The sequence below is a fragment of the Vogesella facilis genome, from assembly GCF_042648525.1.
Taxonomy (GTDB): Bacteria; Pseudomonadota; Gammaproteobacteria; order Burkholderiales; family Chromobacteriaceae; genus Vogesella; species Vogesella facilis.
Genome location: NZ_JBHRXN010000022.1, coordinates 13,764 through 30,947 on the forward strand (window position 1 = coordinate 13,764; position 17,184 = coordinate 30,947).

At 62.1% G+C, this 17,184-nt stretch carries 16 protein-coding genes; 5 read left to right on the top strand and 11 right to left on the bottom strand.

Features of this window, described 5'->3' with window-relative positions; all coding sequences use genetic code 11:
- Positions 1–72 precede the first annotated feature (72 nt).
- The 11 genes from ACFOLG_RS08310 to ACFOLG_RS08360 all read right to left on the bottom strand — a co-directional run bounded on the left by ACFOLG_RS08310 (position 73) and on the right by ACFOLG_RS08360 (position 11,786).
- Positions 73–1,470, bottom strand: a complete 1,398-nt coding sequence (locus ACFOLG_RS08310; protein WP_386090954.1) for an OmpP1/FadL family transporter — start codon at positions 1,468–1,470, stop codon at positions 73–75.
- A 172-nt stretch (positions 1,471–1,642) separates the two neighbouring features.
- Entirely contained in the window at positions 1,643–2,020 is a 378-nt protein-coding gene (locus ACFOLG_RS08315) for an acyl-CoA thioesterase (RefSeq protein ID WP_386090659.1), read from the bottom strand.
- Between the two features lie 93 nt (positions 2,021–2,113).
- Positions 2,114–4,567 carry an acyl-CoA dehydrogenase gene (locus ACFOLG_RS08320; RefSeq protein WP_386090661.1) on the bottom strand — a complete coding sequence of 818 codons (2,454 nt, stop codon included), beginning with the start codon at positions 4,565–4,567 and terminating at the stop codon, positions 2,114–2,116.
- A gap of 34 nt (positions 4,568–4,601) precedes the next feature.
- Positions 4,602–5,237 carry a TetR/AcrR family transcriptional regulator gene (locus tag ACFOLG_RS08325; protein ID WP_386090956.1) on the bottom strand — a complete coding sequence of 212 codons (636 nt, stop codon included), beginning with the start codon at positions 5,235–5,237 and terminating at the stop codon, positions 4,602–4,604.
- Between the two features lie 192 nt (positions 5,238–5,429).
- Positions 5,430–6,611, bottom strand: coding sequence for an O-succinylhomoserine sulfhydrylase (locus tag ACFOLG_RS08330; RefSeq protein ID WP_386090663.1), 1,182 nt, complete (start codon positions 6,609–6,611; stop codon positions 5,430–5,432).
- Positions 6,612–6,700: 89 nt separating this feature from the next.
- Positions 6,701–8,239: an amidophosphoribosyltransferase gene (gene purF / locus ACFOLG_RS08335; protein WP_386090665.1), complete on the bottom strand. Its 1,539-nt coding sequence runs from the start codon at positions 8,237–8,239 to the stop codon at positions 6,701–6,703.
- 74 nt (positions 8,240–8,313) lie between these two features.
- Complete coding sequence (locus ACFOLG_RS08340; protein ID WP_386090667.1) at positions 8,314–8,799, bottom strand: CvpA family protein; 486 nt, start codon at positions 8,797–8,799, stop codon at positions 8,314–8,316.
- Positions 8,800–8,815: 16 nt separating this feature from the next.
- Positions 8,816–9,643 (bottom strand): SPOR domain-containing protein, encoded by an 828-nt coding sequence (locus ACFOLG_RS08345; protein ID WP_386090669.1) that lies wholly within the window; start codon positions 9,641–9,643, stop codon positions 8,816–8,818.
- Between the two features lie 9 nt (positions 9,644–9,652).
- Complete coding sequence (gene folC, locus ACFOLG_RS08350) at positions 9,653–10,939, bottom strand: bifunctional tetrahydrofolate synthase/dihydrofolate synthase (RefSeq protein ID WP_386090671.1); 1,287 nt, start codon at positions 10,937–10,939, stop codon at positions 9,653–9,655.
- 18 nt (positions 10,940–10,957) lie between these two features.
- On the bottom strand, positions 10,958–11,410 hold the full coding sequence (locus ACFOLG_RS08355; protein WP_386090673.1) for a protein YgfX: 453 nt from the start codon (positions 11,408–11,410) through the stop codon (positions 10,958–10,960).
- A gap of 19 nt (positions 11,411–11,429) precedes the next feature.
- A complete protein-coding gene (locus tag ACFOLG_RS08360) occupies positions 11,430–11,786 on the bottom strand; it encodes a hypothetical protein (protein WP_386090675.1) in 357 nt (118 codons plus the stop codon).
- Between the two features lie 153 nt (positions 11,787–11,939).
- Between ACFOLG_RS08360 and ACFOLG_RS08365 the strand changes: the two genes are divergently transcribed.
- The 5 genes from ACFOLG_RS08365 (at position 11,940) to ACFOLG_RS08385 (ending at position 17,150) form a co-directional block, all read left to right on the top strand.
- Positions 11,940–13,856 (top strand): ATP-binding cassette domain-containing protein, encoded by a 1,917-nt coding sequence (locus ACFOLG_RS08365; protein WP_386090677.1) that lies wholly within the window; start codon positions 11,940–11,942, stop codon positions 13,854–13,856.
- Positions 13,853–14,356, top strand: coding sequence for a C40 family peptidase (locus tag ACFOLG_RS08370; protein WP_386090679.1), 504 nt, complete (start codon positions 13,853–13,855; stop codon positions 14,354–14,356). Before ACFOLG_RS08365 ends, ACFOLG_RS08370 begins: the two co-directional genes overlap by 4 nt.
- Positions 14,356–14,940 (top strand): hypothetical protein, encoded by a 585-nt coding sequence (locus ACFOLG_RS08375; RefSeq protein WP_386090681.1) that lies wholly within the window; start codon positions 14,356–14,358, stop codon positions 14,938–14,940. Before ACFOLG_RS08370 ends, ACFOLG_RS08375 begins: the two co-directional genes overlap by 1 nt.
- A 165-nt stretch (positions 14,941–15,105) precedes the next feature.
- Positions 15,106–15,660: a TRAP transporter small permease subunit gene (locus ACFOLG_RS08380; RefSeq protein ID WP_386090683.1), complete on the top strand. Its 555-nt coding sequence runs from the start codon at positions 15,106–15,108 to the stop codon at positions 15,658–15,660.
- Positions 15,657–17,150: a TRAP transporter large permease gene (locus ACFOLG_RS08385; RefSeq protein WP_386090685.1), complete on the top strand. Its 1,494-nt coding sequence runs from the start codon at positions 15,657–15,659 to the stop codon at positions 17,148–17,150. Before ACFOLG_RS08380 ends, ACFOLG_RS08385 begins: the two co-directional genes overlap by 4 nt.
- Positions 17,151–17,184 lie beyond the last annotated feature (34 nt).

Sequence of the window (17,184 nt, forward strand, 5' to 3'; positions counted from 1 at the left end):
TAAAAAAACACGGCAGTCGCTACCGTGTTGTTGCGGCCAACCCTAAGGTTGGCCGCAAGATTGCAATAAGGCTTAGAACTTGTAGTTGTACTGAACACCCAAGATCTGCGCGTGCGACTTGTAATCAGCAGTGGCGGTGGTCTGGCTGGATACGCACTGCGACACGCCATAAGCGGAGCACTTGCCGGTTACGTTCGCTTTGGCATCCTTGATCTGGATGTAGCTGTAAGCCACGTCCACGGAATTGCTCTTGTTGATGTCGTACTTGGCGCCAAACGAATACCAGTAACGATCATTGTCCGGCATGGTCGCCAGGCGATGATTGTCATCCGGTACCGGAGACTTGTCGTAAGCGATACCGAAACGCAGCTGCAGCGGGTTGCTCCATTGGTAGGAACCGCCAATAGCGATCTTGTAGGTGTCTTTCCAGTCCGGGTTCAGGTAAGTGATGTTGCCCTGGCCGGTTTTGGCGTTGGCGTACTTGAGCTGGGCGGTGCTGAAACGGGAGTGCTTGGTCCAGGTCAGGTCGGCGAACAAGTCGACCTTGTCGTTCAGCTTGTGCATGCCATGCAGCGACAGCGACTCCGGCGTGGTGATGTCTACGCTAGCACCTTCGCTATCCTTGTAGCCAGCATTGGCTAGCGCGGTGCCAGCACCGGCACCGAACGTAGCGATTGCCTTGCTCTTGTTCCACTTGGCAGTACCACTCAGAGTATGTTCAATCTCGGAACGGTAATTCAGGCCAACGCGAGTTTTATCGGAAATGTCCCACATCCACGCCAGGTTATAACCGAAACCCCAATCATCACCATCCACGTCAGCAAAGCCATCCGCCAAGCCGTTAGCCCCCGCACCACCGATCGCAAAACCGAAGTTAGCGTACTGGCGCAGATGCGCTTTTGCATACTGCGCGATCATCCCTACGGCAACCGAATGCTGCTCGTTCAGTTTGAACGCCACGGTCGGGTTGATATCGATGGTAGTCAGCGAGGTGGCATTCAAGTTGTAACGCAGCACAGAGTTACGCTGGTATTCGGTGTCGGATGCATACGGCACGTACACGCCCAGACCCAGATAGACCTTGTCGTTCAGTTGATGCGACAGGTAGAAATGCGGTACGGCGATCAGATCTTCGGTGATCTTGCCGGAGGTGGCCGCCGTAGTACCAGAGCCACCGTCGCCAAGAGTAATGGCGCCACCGGTGGGGTAGTTGCCAGAGGCATTGCTGTACTCAACACTCGGCATTACCAGGTTCAGCGCGCCGGAGAAATTGGTGCCTTCCAGCTTGGTCATGCCGGCAGCGTTGTAGAAGATAGTGGAGGCATCGGCAGCTTCGGCAGCGCTGGCGTTAGCGGTAGATTGCGAGCTTACCGATTGGGTACCAAAGTGGTAGCCCGATGCCATCACAGCAGCGGAAGCCCCCATCATCATCACTGAAAGAGTCAGGCGCTTGAGTTGCATGGTGTTAATCCCTCTGTGCGTTATTTATGGTGCTGTCTTGATCGTATTGTTTTGTCCGATCTGTCGAAGATGGTATCAGAGTCGATACCCATTTCAAGAAATTTCGAGCATTCGTTCCAAACAATCGTTTCATAGAAACCACAGTACGCCAGCACCCTCAAAAACCACAGAAAACACCACCTCAAATCAGGCGCGAACGGCCATCGGCATCGATAGCGACATAGGTAGAAATCAGCTCGGTGATCGGCAGAACATCACCATTCATGCGCTCGGTTTCGACCGTGATCTTCAGCGTGACGGATTTCTGCCCCAGCCGCAGTTTGTCCGCATAGATCGAGACGAAATCCCCAAGCTGAATCGGGTTGGCAAACTGGAACGCATTCACCGCCACTGTGGTCACCTGCCCGCCTGCCAGCCGCTCGGCCACGGCCGAACCCGCCAAGTCGATCTGCCCCATCAGCCAGCCCATATGCACCCGGCCATACACATTAGTGCCATGCACTTCAGCGCGTACGCGCAGGACCGGCTGTCGATTTGTTCCTTGCACTACGTCTTGCATTGCACACTCCTCCAGATGTCGCTCTACCCATTGCAAAACGACATCGGCAGAAGAGCGGCCAGCGGCCGCCCCAATGCTAGTACCTTACCCTGATCAGAAAATCAGGCGTTGCAGCAAGCCTGCATCATGCTGCTCCAGCTTCATGTCGAAGTCGTCCACCATGATGACATCGCGCTTGAGCTTGCGGGCGCGGGTCACCGCATCGAATTCGACCTGGCTGATGACGCCACCTTGCAACGCTTCCGCCAGCCGCTCACGTGCGGTAACGGTCTTGAACTTGCCGTCGCGTGCCAGCTTGCGCAGCTTCTGCTCCACCGGCTCGGTCTCAAGCATCGCCTTCAGGGCCGGCACCAGCACACCGACTGGGTCGGACTCATCCTGTGACACAAACATGCCGCGTGTCAGGCGATCGCGGGTCGGGCCCAGCTCCATCAGGCTGCGTGCCACCTGGGTGCCGATACGGTCGCTGGCCGGTTTCATGGTCAGACCCCACGGGAAGATCACCTTGCGCAGCACTGCGGCCAACGTACGGCCCGGCAGGTTGGCGAGGAAGCCGTCCATGGCCTGCTGCAGATCATACAGCGCCATCTCCACCGCCCACTTCAGCACCGGCAAGTCTTCTTTCGGCGCGCCATCACGTTCGAAGCGCTTCAGGCAGGCAGAGGCGATGTAGAGGTTGGACAGCATGTCGCCCAAACGCGCCGACAGCTTCTCGCGGAACTTCAGTGAGCCGCCCAGGCTGAACATCGCCATGTCGGACAGCAGCGCAAAGGCGCTGGAGAAGCGCGTCAGCTGCTTGTAGTAGCCGGCCACATCGCCGCCTTTCGGGCTGCCGACCAGCTTGGCGCCGGTCAGGCCCATCCACAGCGAGCGGAACACATTGCTGATCACGAAGTTGATGTGGCCGGTGATGGCCTTGTCGAACTCGGCGCCATCGTTGCTCATCGCCGCCTTGATTTCTCGCAGCACGAACGGATGGCAACGAATCGCCCCCTGGCCGTAGATGATCATCGAGCGGGTGAGGATGTTGGCGCCTTCCACGGTGATGGCGATCGGAATCGCCTGGTAGGCACGCGCCAGGTAGTTGCGCGGGCCAAGCACCACCGCCTTGCCACCGTGCACATCCATGGCGTCGTTCAGTGCCTTACGCATGCGTTCGGTGTTGTGATACTTCAGCACCGCGGACAGTACCGACGGCTTTTCACCGGTGTCGAGACCGGTCAGCGCCAGGTCCTGCGAAGCTTCCATCTGGTAGGTGAAGCCACCGATGCGCGCCATCGCCTCGTCCACACCCTCGAACTTGCCGATGGACAGGCCGAACTGGTCACGGATGCGGGCATAAGCACCGGTGGTGTAGGACGCCACCTTGCCGGACGCCACCGACATAGCCGGCAGCGAGATGCAGCGGCCAACCGACAGGCATTCCACCAGCATGCGCCAACCCTGGCCGGCGTACTCGCGGCCGCCGATGATCCACTCCAGCGGAATGAACACATCCTTGCCCCAAGTCGGGCCGTTCATGAAAGCGGCACCGCCAGGGAAGTGACGACGGCCGATGCAAACACCCTCGTGTTCGGTAGGCACCAGCGCGCAAGTGATGCCGATGTCTTCCTTGTCGCCCAGCAAGTGATCCGGGTCATACATCTTGAATGCCAGGCCCAGCACGGTGGCCACCGGTGCCAGGGTGATCCAGCGCTTTTCCCAGCTGACGCGCAGGCCCAGTACGTTTTCATGACGCTGGCCGCTGCGCGGGTCGGTGTAGGAGCCGCGGCAGACGATACCGAAGTCGGGGATGGCGCCGGCATCGGAGCCGGCATATGGGCTGGTCAGCGCAAAGCACGGCACATCCACGCCCTTGGCCAGGCGCGGCAGGTAGTAGTCTTTTTGCGCTTCAGTACCGTAGTGTTGCAGCAGTTCGCCCGGCCCCAGCGAGTTGGGCACCATCACCGACACTGCCGCGGTGCCGCCGCGGGTGGCGATCTTGGTCACTACCTTGGCGTGTGCGTAGTTGGAAAACTCCAGGCCGCCGTATTTCTTCTTGACGATCATGCCGAGGAAACCCTTGTCCTTGATGAACTGCCACACTTCCGGCGGCAGATCCTTCAGTTCATGGGTGATTTTCCAGTCGTCCACCATCTTGCACAGCTCTTCGGTCGGGCCATCCAGAAACGCCTGCTCTTCGGCAGTCAGTTTCGGATCTGGGAACGACAGCAGGCGCTGCCAATCCGGCTTACCGGAGAACAGGTCGCGATCCCACCATACCGTGCCGGCATTGATGGCCTCCTGCTCGGTCTGGGACATGGCAGGGGTGATCTTCTTGAACACCGAGAAAGCCGGGCCGGTGAACACCGCACGGCGCAGGAACGGCAGGTTGAGTACTGCGGCGAGCACGCCGAATACTACCCATACAGCAGCCGGGACCTGGCAGCCCCAGACAAATTGCAGGCTGAGGAGCCAGGCTGCAATCGCGATGGTCCACAACAGAACCGGTGCGCGGAAATACGCCAGCGCACCGATCAGCAGGACAAGAATTACGGCAGATATCATTGTGGTTACCCTCGTGTTGACCCTGTCAAGTCAATCAGATGGGCGCCGTCAACCCCGCCACGACAAAAGGAACCAGGTGCTTGATGATCAGATCCGGGTCACGGGCATTCACCACCTGACTGCGGCCGAAAATCTTCAGCACATCATTACCGGCAAAGGCGTTGAACATCACGGTAAACGCGAAGTGCATGCGCCATGCAATATCTTCAGCTTCAAACTGCGGCAGTGCGCGCTGGAAGGCAGCGCTGTAACGCTGCACAAACACGCTGTACTGCTGGGACAGCGCCTCGCGCAGCAAGCGGTGGTTTTCCACCAGCGTGCGCGACATCAGCCTGACAAACAGCGCCCCTCCCCTCGAGGGGTCTTTTGACAGCGCCAGACACGGGCGGACAAAGGATGTCACCAGTGTTTCCGCCGTCAATGCTTGTCCCGGCTGTTCGATAGCATCCAGTTCCGCCAGACAGGCCGCGACAAACGGGCCGATACGGCGCATGAATACCGATTCGAACAGCGCATCCTTGGAGCCGAAGTGGTAATTCACCGCAGCCAGGTTCACTTCTGCCTGCTGGGTGATCATGCGAAGCGAAGTTGCTTCAAACCCGTGCTCCACAAACAAGCGCTCTGCTACGTCCAGAATGCGGGTTGCGGTATCCGGTTTGTTCGCTTCCATGGTGTCCTGTACCTTGATCGGGGTAATAAGTTGCGTCGCCTTATCCATCATGACTTTCGAACAAGTGTTTGAAACTTACGTTCTAATTTGACGAGTGTCAAGAACAGCATCGAGGGCTCCTGGCTGTACAGCCAAATTGAAAGCGGCAGTCCGCATTTTAGACTGCCGCTTGCTTGAAACAATTGTTTTCTTTTACAGGCCGCGCAACAGGTCTGCCTTGATGTCGTCCAGATGCTCCAGGCCTACCGCCACCCGCAACAGACCTTCACTAATCCCCGCCTTGGCGCGCGCTTCCGGGGTAATGCGAGCATGCGTGGTCGAGGCCGGGTGGGTGATGGTGCTTTTCACGTCGCCAACGTTGGCCGTACGCGAAATCATCTGCACCGCGTCCACTACACGCCAGGCGGCCTCGCGCCCGCCTGCCACCTCGAACGACACTACCGCGCCACCGCCCTTCTGTTGGCGCTGGGCCAGGGCATATTGCGGGTGGCTCGGCAGCCCCGGGAAGAACACGCGACTAACGTTGGGCTGCTGCTCCAGCCACTCGGCCAGCGCCTGCGCGCTGGCAACATGCTTTTCCATGCGCAGATGCAGCGTTTCCAGCCCGGACAGCAGCACCCAGGCATTGAACGGTGCCAGCGTCGGGCCAGCCGTGCGCACGTGCAGATACACCTGCTCTACCAGCTTGTCGCTGCCGACTACCGCACCACCCATCACCCGGCCGTGGCCATCCAGATACTTGGTGGCAGAGTGCACCACCAGATCGGCCCCCAGCTTCAGCGGCTGCTGCAGCGCCGGCGAGCAGAAGCAGTTATCCACCACCAGCAGCGCACCGGCAGTATGGGCGATGTCGGCCACCGCGGCGATGTCCGCCAGATCGGTCAGCGGGTTGGACGGCGTTTCTAGGAAAAACAGCTTGGTATTCGGCTTTACCGCCGCACGCCAGTCGTCCAGGTTGGCCGCATCGACATAACTCACTTCTACGCCGAACTTGCCGAGGATGCCGTTGAACAGGTTGATGGTGGAGCCAAACAGGCTTTGCGACGACACGATGTGGTCGCCGGCCTTGAGTAGCGTCAGCATAGTCGCCTGGATCGCCGCCATACCGCTGGCAGTGGCAATCGCCCGTTCCGCCCCTTCCATCAGCGCCAGGCGCTGCTGGAACGCGCTGACCGTCGGGTTGGTAAAACGGGAATAGGTATAACCGTCGATCTCCCCCAGGAACATAGCCGCGGCCTGGGCGGCAGATTCAAAGGTAAAGCTCGAGGTCAGGTGCAGGCTCTGGCTATGCTCACGGTACTCGCTGGTTTCGCGACCGCCGCGAATGGCTAGGGTTTCCGGCTGGAAAGGCAGACAAGAATCGTCACTGGACATGGTTTGCTCGCAATACAGACAATAGAAAACAGACCATTGAAGATAACAAGGGTTGGCCGCCACGGCCAACCCTTGTCGTTATAAACACATTACATCAAGTTTTGTTCGGCAACGTTCAGGTTCAGATCCACCAGCTTGCTGCTGGGGTCGTCGCCTTCCGGCTGCGCCTTGCCCTTGCCGCGCGCGGCCTCGATGGCATCCAGGTAGGCGGCATCGATATCGCCGGTGATGTAGCAGCCGCTGAAGCAGGATGCCTCGAACACATCCAGCTCGCGGTTAACGCTCTGCACCGCCTGCTCCAATGCGTCCAGCTCCTGGTAGATCACCGCGTCGGCACCGATTTCGGCGGCGATCTGCGCATCGTCGCGACCGGTAGCCAGCAGCTCGGCGCGGGTCGGCATGTCGATACCGTACACATTGGGGAAACGCACCGCCGGCGCTGCAGAGGCGAAGAACACCTTCTTGGCACCGGAGTCGCGCGCCATCTGCACGATCTCTTTCGAGGTGGTACCGCGTACGATAGAGTCGTCCACCAGCAGCACGTTGCGACCGGCGAACTCCAGCGCCACCGGGTTAAGCTTCTGGCGCACCGATTTCTTGCGCACCGCCTGCCCCGGCATGATGAAGGTACGGCCGATGTAGCGGTTCTTGATGAAACCCTCGCGGTACGGCAGGCCCAGCGCATTGGCCAGCTGCAGCGCGCTCTGACGGCTGGAGTCCGGAATCGGGATCACCACGTCGATGGTGACATCTGGGAATTGGCGGCGAATCTTCTCGGCCAGCATCTCGCCCATGTTCAAGCGCGACTGATACACCGACACGCCGTCGATCACAGAGTCCGGACGCGCAAAGTACACGTACTCGAACAGGCACGGTGCCAGCTTGGTGTTTTCGGCGCATACCTTGCTGTGCATGTCGCCATCGAAGGTGACATACACGCACTCGCCCGGCGCCACGTCGCGCAGCAGCTTGAAACCGGAGCAGTCCAGCGCCACCGATTCCGAGGCGAACATGTATTCGGTGTGGCCATCCACCACATTGCTGCCCATTACCAGCGGGCGAATGCCGTTAGGGTCACGGAATACCACCAGGCCGAAGCCGGCGATCATCGCCACCACGGCGTAAGCACCCTTGACGCGGCGATGCACCGCCTCCACCGCGCCGAACACGGCATCCGGCGTCAGCGACGCGTTTTCCACCCGTACCGCGATCTCGTGTGCAAACACGTTCAGCAGCACTTCCGAGTCGGAATTGGTGTTGATGTGACGCAGGTCGGTGCGATACATGTCCGACTTCAGCTCGTCGGTGTTGGTCAGGTTGCCGTTGTGCGCCAGCACGATACCGAACGGCGAGTTGACATAAAACGGCTGCGCCTCGGCCAGACTGGAGGCCGAGCCGGCGGTGGGGTAGCGCACATGGCCGATGCCGGCGTTGCCCTGCAGCGAGCGCATATTGCGGGTGCGGAACACGTCCCGCACCAAGCCGCTGCCCTTGTGCATGTGAAAGGTCTTGCCGTTGGCCGTAACAATACCGGCTGCGTCCTGACCGCGGTGCTGCAACAGTTGCAGACCGTCATACAACAGCTGGTTTACGGGCGTCCGACCTACCACCCCAAGAATTCCACACATAGTTCATCCCCAGACTACACGACTAAAAACAAGGGGTGAGGACGCCATGACGTCATCACCCCTCTATGGCAAAGCTAAGAAAACTTCATCTTCTGCGCCAGCATGTCCGGCAACCAGGGCCGGCTCGCCAACGCAACGGCTTCAAACGGCTGGGCAAACAGCGCGTTCTGCCAGTCGCGGCTCTTGGGCAGATCGCTCAGGCCGCCGGCCATCACCACCGCCGTCGCCAGCAACAAGCCGCGCAACAAGCCAAAAATGCCGCCAAAAAAGCGGTTCACGCCGCCAAGGCCGATCGATTCCATCACCACGGTCAGCGAGCTGCCCAGCAGCGAGGAACAGAACCAGGTCAGCAGCAGCAACAACAGGAATGCCACCAGCAGCTGGATGCCCTCGCCAGGCAGCGGCAAGAATCCGGACAACATCGGCGCAAATGTACGCGCGGCCCACAAGGCCAGCAGCCACGACCCCAGCGACAGCAGCTCCACCGCCAAGCCGCGAAACAGCGAAATGGCGATCGAGCCGATGATCAGTGCCAGGATCAGGTAATCCAGCCAGGTCATGCCTGCGCTCCACTCATTACTGTGCCACCACGATACCGGTCACGCCGGCCTTGGCCAGGCGGCGCAAAGATGCATCCGCCTCTTCGCGCGACGGGAACGGCCCAACCCGCACGCGGGTCACTTCGCCCTTGCTGGTCTGTACCTTGCTAAAGCGGGCGTTCACCCCGGCGGCGGTCAACTTGCTCTTGAGCGCGTCCACCTTGGCCGGGTCGGACAGTGCGGCCAACTGTACGCTGAAGCGCTTGCCATCCGCGCTCGGCTTGGCGGTTTCGCTGGCCGGCTTGGCTGCCGGCTTGCCGTCGTCACGCCCTTCTAGGATGGCCATCGGGTCCGCGGCCTTCTGGCCGTCCGGCTTCGGCGTTTCCTTCGGTTTGGGCTTTTCTGCCAGCTTGGGCGCCTCTTTCGGCGCTTCCTTCACGACCGGCTTGCTCGTAACTGGCGGCTTCACCGCTTCGGGCAGCTTCGCCGGCGCCGGTTCTGGCTTGGGTTTTTCTGCCACGGCCGGCGGCGGCGCAGGCGGCGCGGCAGCAACAGGCGGCACGGTCGCGGCGGCAGGCGGCAGCGTCACCGCCTCTTCCGGCGGCAGGGTGGCCAGCAGTTCGGTTTCCGGTTGCGACGCCTGCTGCGGCACGGCTGCCGGCTTGGGCGCCACCGCCTGTGGTGCAGACGCAGTCTGCAGGCCGGTAATGTCTACCGACTCGGGCTTCATGGCCTGCTCCGGCAAGGCGTCCACCACATTCCACAGCACGGCTGTCGATACCGACACCAGCACAATGGCGCCGACCAGGCGGCGACGGGCGCGCTTGCGCAGCATCAGCAGTTCATCATGAGTGGAAAGGGCCATCGACTATCCTCAAGCGCGATGATGGAGACGGTGTTGCATCACTTCGGCCACGGTATGGAACGAGCCGAAGACCACGATTCTATCATTCTCGCCGGCACGCGATAAGGCGGCATCCCACGCTTCCGGCACCGAATTGAAGCGCGATACCCCCTTGATGCCCATGCCTTCCAGTTCGCCGGCGATGTCGTCGGCGCTGCGGCCGCGCGGCATATCCAGCCCAGCCACCAGCCATTCGTCGAACTCGTCTTGCAGCAGGCTCACCACGGCAGGCAGATCCTTGTCGGACAGCATGGAGAACACCGCGATGCGTTTGTGGGCGAACGCCATGCGCTTCAGACTGTCGGCCAGCGCGCGCGCCGCATGCGGATTGTGACCAACGTCCAGTACCGTCAGTGGGCGCCCCGGCAGCACCTGGAAACGTCCCGGCCAATCCACCTCCAGCAAGCCGCGCTTGATGGCGCCAATGCTCACCGGCAACAGCGGCTTCAGTGCCTCCAGCGCCGCCAGCGCCGTGGCAGCATTGACCATCTGGTATTCGCCGCGCAGCGCCGGGATCGGCAGCGCGTGCTTGTGCACGGCGCCCATGTGGAACGACCACTGGTTCTCCATGCGGCTGATGCCAAAATCGCGGCCCAGCAGCTTGAGATCGGCGCCAATGTTGGCCGCATGCAGCAGCAGCGATTGCGGCGGGTTCGGGTCGGCGCAGATCGCCACCTTACCGGCGCGGTAGATGCCGGCCTTCTCGAAACCCACCAGCTCGCGGGTGTCGCCCAGATAAGCCTGATGATCCAGGTCGACGCTCACCACCACCGACACCGTCGGTTCAAAGCAGTTGATGGCATCCAGACGCCCGCCCAGGCCGACTTCCAGCACCGCCACATCCACATTCTGCTGCATGAAGGCATGCATCGCCGCCAGGGTGCTGTATTCGAAATAGGTCAGCGAGGTATCGCCACGCGCCGCATCCACCGCGGCAAAGCCCGCCACGATGTCGGCATCGGGCAGCGGCTGCATATCGATGGCGACGCGCTCGTTGTAGCGCAGGATGTGCGGCGAGGTATAAGTGCCGACCTTGAAGCCGGCGCGATTCAGCATGGTGGACAACATCGCACACACCGAACCCTTGCCATTGGTGCCGCCGACGATCACCAGCGGGAACGCCGGCTGCAGTTGCATCGCATCGCGCACGCGGGCGACGCGCGTCAGCCCCATATCGATGCCCACCGGATGGGCAGCTTCCAGATAAGCCAGCCACTCGGCCAGCGACGCCCCGTTGGCGGGTGCCTGTACTGTCATTTTCACAACCTAGTTACTTCACGACGGATCGGGTAACGGAGTCGCCCTGTCGCGGCTCCACTGAACATAAACACGCAAGGCGCGGTGCACTTCCGCATCCACCGCACTGCGCCATACCAGCAGCTGTTGCCGGCGCCCGGCGTCATCGGCCAGTTGCAGCGATACCAGCCAGATGAGGGCGGAACTGGCCGGCAACAAGTGCACCGGCAGCCAGGTGCCATCACGCTGCAGCACGCTCATCTGCCCGCGGGCATCGACACGAAACGCCAGCAGCGGCGCGCCCAGACAGCCGCTTTGCCGCAGCAGGTAGCGCAGTGCCAGCAGCCAGCCCGGCAGCAAGAGCAGGCCGTGCCACCACGGTAGGGCCGGTAGTGCCAGCAACAGTAGCAGGCTGGCAGCCAGCAACAGCGCCGGCAGCAAACGTCCAGCCTGCAGGGTGGCGCCGAATGGCGTCATGCTTTGCTGGTGCATGCCGGCAGCGCCGTCGCGATCAGACCGGCGTAACCGGGCTGTTCATGATGTCGTTATCGACGGTATCCAGCAGTGTGGAGTGCACTTCCACGTCGAACCACTCCCAGAACGTCTTCAGCGACATATCCTTGGGCCACAAGTCTTCGTCTTCATACCAGGACGCCAGTTCCATGCGGAAGATCTGCTCGTACAGTTCGTCGATATGCGCAATCGCGTCTTCCGGCTCGTCGAATTCCGGCAGCAGCAGCACGGTGCAATCGGCGCGCAGCGCATCCAGCGACAGATCGATCATGTCATTGTCCGGCACGGCGTTCAGCCAGGTCAGGAACGGTGCTTTCGGCTTGATTACGGCTACCGAGCGGTCAACAAAGTACATGGCAATCCTTTCAGGTGGAGCGGGCGCATACGGCGGCCCGTTCTGGTTTGGCGCGCATTGTAACAGCCACCGCCGATCAAGGCGAAGGGCCTGCCACCCCCGCATGATACAATCCGCCGCATTACCGATTTCCTACCCTGCCCCGCCCGCACCATGGCCCTGATCACCGTAGAAAAAGCCTGCCTCGCCTTTGGCCACCACGCCCTGCTCGACCACGTAGACTTCTCGCTGGAAAGCGGCGAAGTCGTCGCCCTCATCGGCCGCAACGGCGCCGGCAAGTCCTCGCTGCTCAAGGCCATCGCCAGCGCGGTGAAGCTGGACGACGGCCGCATCAACCAGCAGGGCGACCTGCGCGTCGCCTACGTGCCGCAAGAGCCGGTGTTTGCCGACGGCCACAGCGTGTTCGACGCCGTGGCCGAGGGTCTGGGCGACCTGAAAACCCTGCTGGTCGATTATCACCACCTGACCCAGCAGCTGGCCGACCCTGCGGCCAACCATGAGGCGATGATGGCGCGCATGACCGACATCCAGCAGCAGCTGGAGGCGCGCGATGGCTGGCAGTTCGACGCACTGATCAGCTCCACCCTCACCCACCTGCAACTGAATGCCGACACCCAGGTCAGCGACCTGTCCGGCGGCTGGAAAAAACGCGTGGCGCTGGCGCGCGCGCTGGCCGCCCGCCCGGACGTGCTGCTGCTGGACGAGCCGACCAACCACCTGGACATGAGCGCTATCGAGTGGCTGGAGGAGCTGATCAAGAGCTTTGCCGGCAGCGTGCTGCTGATCACCCACGACCGTCGCTTCCTGGACAACGTCTGCACCCGCATCGTAGAGCTGGATCGCGGCCTGCTGCGCAGCTACCCCGGCAACTTTGCCGCCTATCAGGTGCGCAAGGCCGAGGAACTGGCGATCGAGGAGGAGCAGAACCGCATCTTCGACAAATTCCACGCCCAGGAAGAGGTGTGGATCCGCAAGGGCATCGAAGCGCGCCGCACCCGTAACGAAGGCCGCGTGCGCCGGCTGGAAGCCATCCGCCGCGAACGCAGCGCCCGCCGCGAGCGTGTCGGCCAGGTGAATTTCCAGCTGGATGCCGGCGAACGCTCCGGCAAGCTGATCGCCGAGCTGGAGCACGTCAGCAAGGGCTATGGCGACAAGCTGCTGATTCGTGACTTCACCAGCCGCATCCTGCGCGGCGACAAGATCGGCCTGATCGGCCCCAACGGCGCCGGCAAGACCACGCTGCTGAAGCTGATCCTCGGCGAACTGCAGGCCGACAGCGGCGTGGTGAAACAAGGCACCAAGCTGGAAGTGGCCTACTTCGACCAGTTCCGCAGCCAGTTGGACGAGGAAACCAGCGTCGCCGACATCATCAGCCAGGGCAACGATTTCGTGGAAATCGCCGGCCAGAAGAAGCACGTGATGAGCTACCTGGAAGACTTCCTGTTCTCGCCGCAGCGCGCGCGCAGCCCGGTGAAGTCGCTGTCCGGTGGCGAGCGCAACCGCCTGCTGCTGGCGCGGCTGTTCACCCGCCCGGCCAATGTGCTGGTGCTGGACGAACCGACCAACGACCTGGACATCGACACCCTGGAACTGCTGGAAGACCTGATCACCAATTACAGCGGCACCGTGTTCCTGGTCAGCCACGACCGTGCCTTCCTCGACAACGTGGTGACCCAGGTGATTGCCTTCGAAGGCAACGGCCGGCTGGAAGAATACCCGGGCGGCTACCAGGACTGGGTCGATACACGGGCGCGCATGGCGGCACTGAAGCAGGACAGCCAGCGCCAGGCGGCTGCGGCCAACCCGGCGGCGCCAAAACAGGAGCGCGACCGCAGCAACCGCACGCAGAAACTCAGCTTTAATGAGAAGCGCGAGCTGGAGCGGCTGCCGGAAGAAATCGCCGCGCTGGAAGGCGAGCAGGCCGAGTTGCAGGCCAAGCTGCAGGACCCGAACGTGTACCGCGATGCACCGCTGCAGGCCCGCGACTGGCAGACACGCATCGAGGACATCGAGCTGGCGCTGCTGGAAAAGCTGGAGCGCTGGGAAACACTGGAAGCCAAACAGGGATGAGAACCACCGTCACCGTGCTATTGCTTGCCGTTATCGTGACGGCCTGCAGCACCAGCCAGCCGCCGGCCAGGAAGGCCAAGGCACCGGCGCGTACGGTGACACTTTCCAGCCTGCAGGCCGACGGCGTTGGCCGCGAGATCCTGTTCTACACCATGAGCATGCTGGATATCGACTACCAGTTCGGCGGTAGCAACCCGGAGGCCGGCCTCGATTGCAGTGGGCTGGTGGCCTACATCTACAAGAACGCCGCCGGCGTCAGCCTGCCGCACAATGCGGCGCAGATCGCCAGCCTGGCACGCCCGGTCGGCAACGGCCAGCTGCGTGTCGGCGACCTGGTGTTCTTCAATACCCAGGGGCGCGCGTTCTCGCACATGGGCATTTACATCGGCGACGGCAAGTTCGTGCACGCGCCGCGCAGCAACAGCACCATCCGTGTCGAACGACTGGACAACAGTTACTTTGCCGCCCGTTACGAGGGCGCGCGCACCCTGTTCGACTGATGAGCGCCGCTCCCGGCTGGCGCCAGCGCTGGCAGACACTCCACGCCAGCCTGCCCTCCCTGCACCGCGACGGCATCGCCTTGCCGGTGGCGCTGCTACTGCCCCGGCTGCAGGCCGCCATCGACAGCGCCGAGCTGAGCGTGCAAGACCTGCGGTTCACCCCGCAAGGCGGCGAACTGCACCTGCTGCTGAAAAAGCCCGGCCTGCGCTTGCTGCGCATTCAATTCCGCTTCGCCCCGGTGGACTGGGCGCAACGCCGCATCGATATCGATTTCACCCTGCAAGGCGAGAACCGCGATGCCACCCTGGCCGGTCGCGCGCTGGGCAAGCTGTTGCAACTGGGGCTGGAAAGCGGCCTCGGCCTGCGCGCACTGCAAAGGTTGGCCGCACCGCTGGAGTGGCTGCTGCTGCAGGACGGCCGCGCCAGCGTGCTGCTGGACAAACTGCCGACGGTGGCGCGCTGGCTGCAACAGCCGCTGCTGGGCAAACCACTGGCCGAACGGCTGTGCATCGCCGCCATCGACACCACCGATGACGCGCTGCGACTGCGCATCGCGCGAATCAAACCGCAAGACCAAGGGTAATCCCCTATTCCAATGTGCTTTGCAAGCCATCTGTGCTGTGTTTTCATAGCTTGAACCTGCAAGGGCCTGCCGCAGCAAACGGTTGGCACCCGGCAGGACGGCGAGCCCGGAGAAGCCGCCGACAAGAGCCAAAGAGCTCGAACACACAACACAGAGGAGATAACAGTGCAATCACTGCTTGCATTGTCGCGTCTGATTGACGCGATCACCGCACGCGTGGGCAAGGCCGCTTCCTGGCTGGTGCTCGTCGTCGTGCTCATCAGCGCCGGCAACGCTGTCGTGCGCAAAGCCTTCAACATCAGCTCCAACGCCTTTCTCGAAATCCAGTGGTACCTGTTCTCGGCCGTGTTCCTGCTGGCCGCCGCCTACACCCTGCAGAAAAACGAACACATCCGCATCGACCTGCTCAACAGCAAGCTGTCGCCGCGCGGCCGTGCCGTGGTGGATATCGTGTGCACGCTGCTGTTCCTGGTGCCGACCTGCCTGCTGCTGATCAAGTTCGGCTGGCCGATGTTCCTTGACGCCTGGGTCAGCGGCGAGATGTCGTCCGATGCCGGCGGCCTGATCCGCTGGCCGGCTTTCCTGCTGATTCCGCTGGGCTTCAGCCTGCTGCTGGCACAGGGCATCTCCGAGATCATCAAACGGCTGGCCTTCCTGGCTGGACAAGGCGTCGACCCAACCATCGGCAAGGCCGACCCGCATCAGGAGGAACATGTATGAACCTCGAACTGATGGCACCAATCATGTTCTGCTCGCTGATCGCATTCTTGCTGATCGGCTACCCGGTGGCATTCGCCCTGTCGGCGGTGGGCCTGCTGTTCAGCTGGATCGGCATCCACTTTGAGCTGCTGCGCCCGGAACTGCTGCAAGCGCTGCCCAACCAGGTGTACGACATCATGCGGAACGACACGCTGCTGGCGATTCCGTTCTTCACCTTCATGGGGCTGATCCTGGAACGCTCCGGCATGGCAGAAGAGATGCTGGACACCATCGGCCAGCTGTTCGGCAGCGTGCGTGGCGGCATCGCCTACGCGGTGATCTTCGTCGGTGCCCTGCTGGCGGCCACCACCGGCGTGGTAGCGGCATCGGTGATTTCCATGGGGCTGATCTCGCTGCCGATCATGCTGCGTTACGGCTACGACACGCGCATCGCCACCGGTGTAATCGCCGCCTCCGGCACCCTGGCGCAGATCATTCCGCCATCGCTGGTGCTGATCGTGCTGGCCGACCAGCTGGGTACCTCGGTAGGCGATATGTACGCCGGCGCCATGGCGCCCGGCCTGCTGCTCACCGTGTTCTACGCCGCCTTCATCTTTGCCGTCTCCCTGCTCAAGCCGCAGTGGGTGCCGGCGCTGCCGCCGGAAGCGCGCAGCCTGCGCGGCCTGGCGCTGGCACGCCGCGTGGTACTGGTGATGATCCCGCCGCTGCTGCTGATCTTCCTGGTACTGGGCACCATCTTCCTCGGCATTGCCACCCCTACCGAAGGCGGTGCCATGGGTGCGGTGGGCGCCATCATCCTGGCGCTGCTGAACCGCAAGCTGAACCTGAAGCTGCTGCAGCAGGCGATGGACTCCACCGTCAAGCTGTCCACCTTCGTGGTATTCATCCTGATCGGCGCCCGGGTGTTCCGTATTGCCTTCCTTGGCGTGGACGGCGACAAGTGGGTGGAGCACCTGCTCACCAGCCTGCCCGGCGGCGCCACCGGCTTCCTGATCGCGGTGAACCTGCTGGTGTTCTTCCTGGCCTTCTTCCTCGATTTCTTCGAGATCGCCTTCATCCTAGTGCCGCTGCTGGCGCCGGTGGCACAGAGCCTGGACATCAACCTGATCTGGTTCGGCGTGATCCTGGGCGTGAACATGCAGACCTCGTTCATGCACCCGCCGTTCGGCTTCGCGCTGTTCTACCTGCGCAGCGTGGCGCCGAAAACCGTCAAGAGCACCGACATCTACTGGGGCGCCATCCCGTATGTCTTGCTGCAGCTGGTGATGGTCGGCCTGTTGATCGCCTTCCCGGGGCTGGTGACCAACGCGCTGCATGCCGAAGTGAAAACCAATGCCGAAGACGCGGCCGCCATCATGCAACAGATGGACGGCAGCAGTGGCGCCAGCCTGCCTGACGCGCTGGAACAGCCGGCCAGCCCGGCCGAGGCCTCCGCCGCCGGCAGCGACCAGAGCAACGAGCTGCTGCAAGAGCTCACCGGCAAGCAATAAGGCCTGCGGCCAACCTTCACGTTGGCCGCAAACC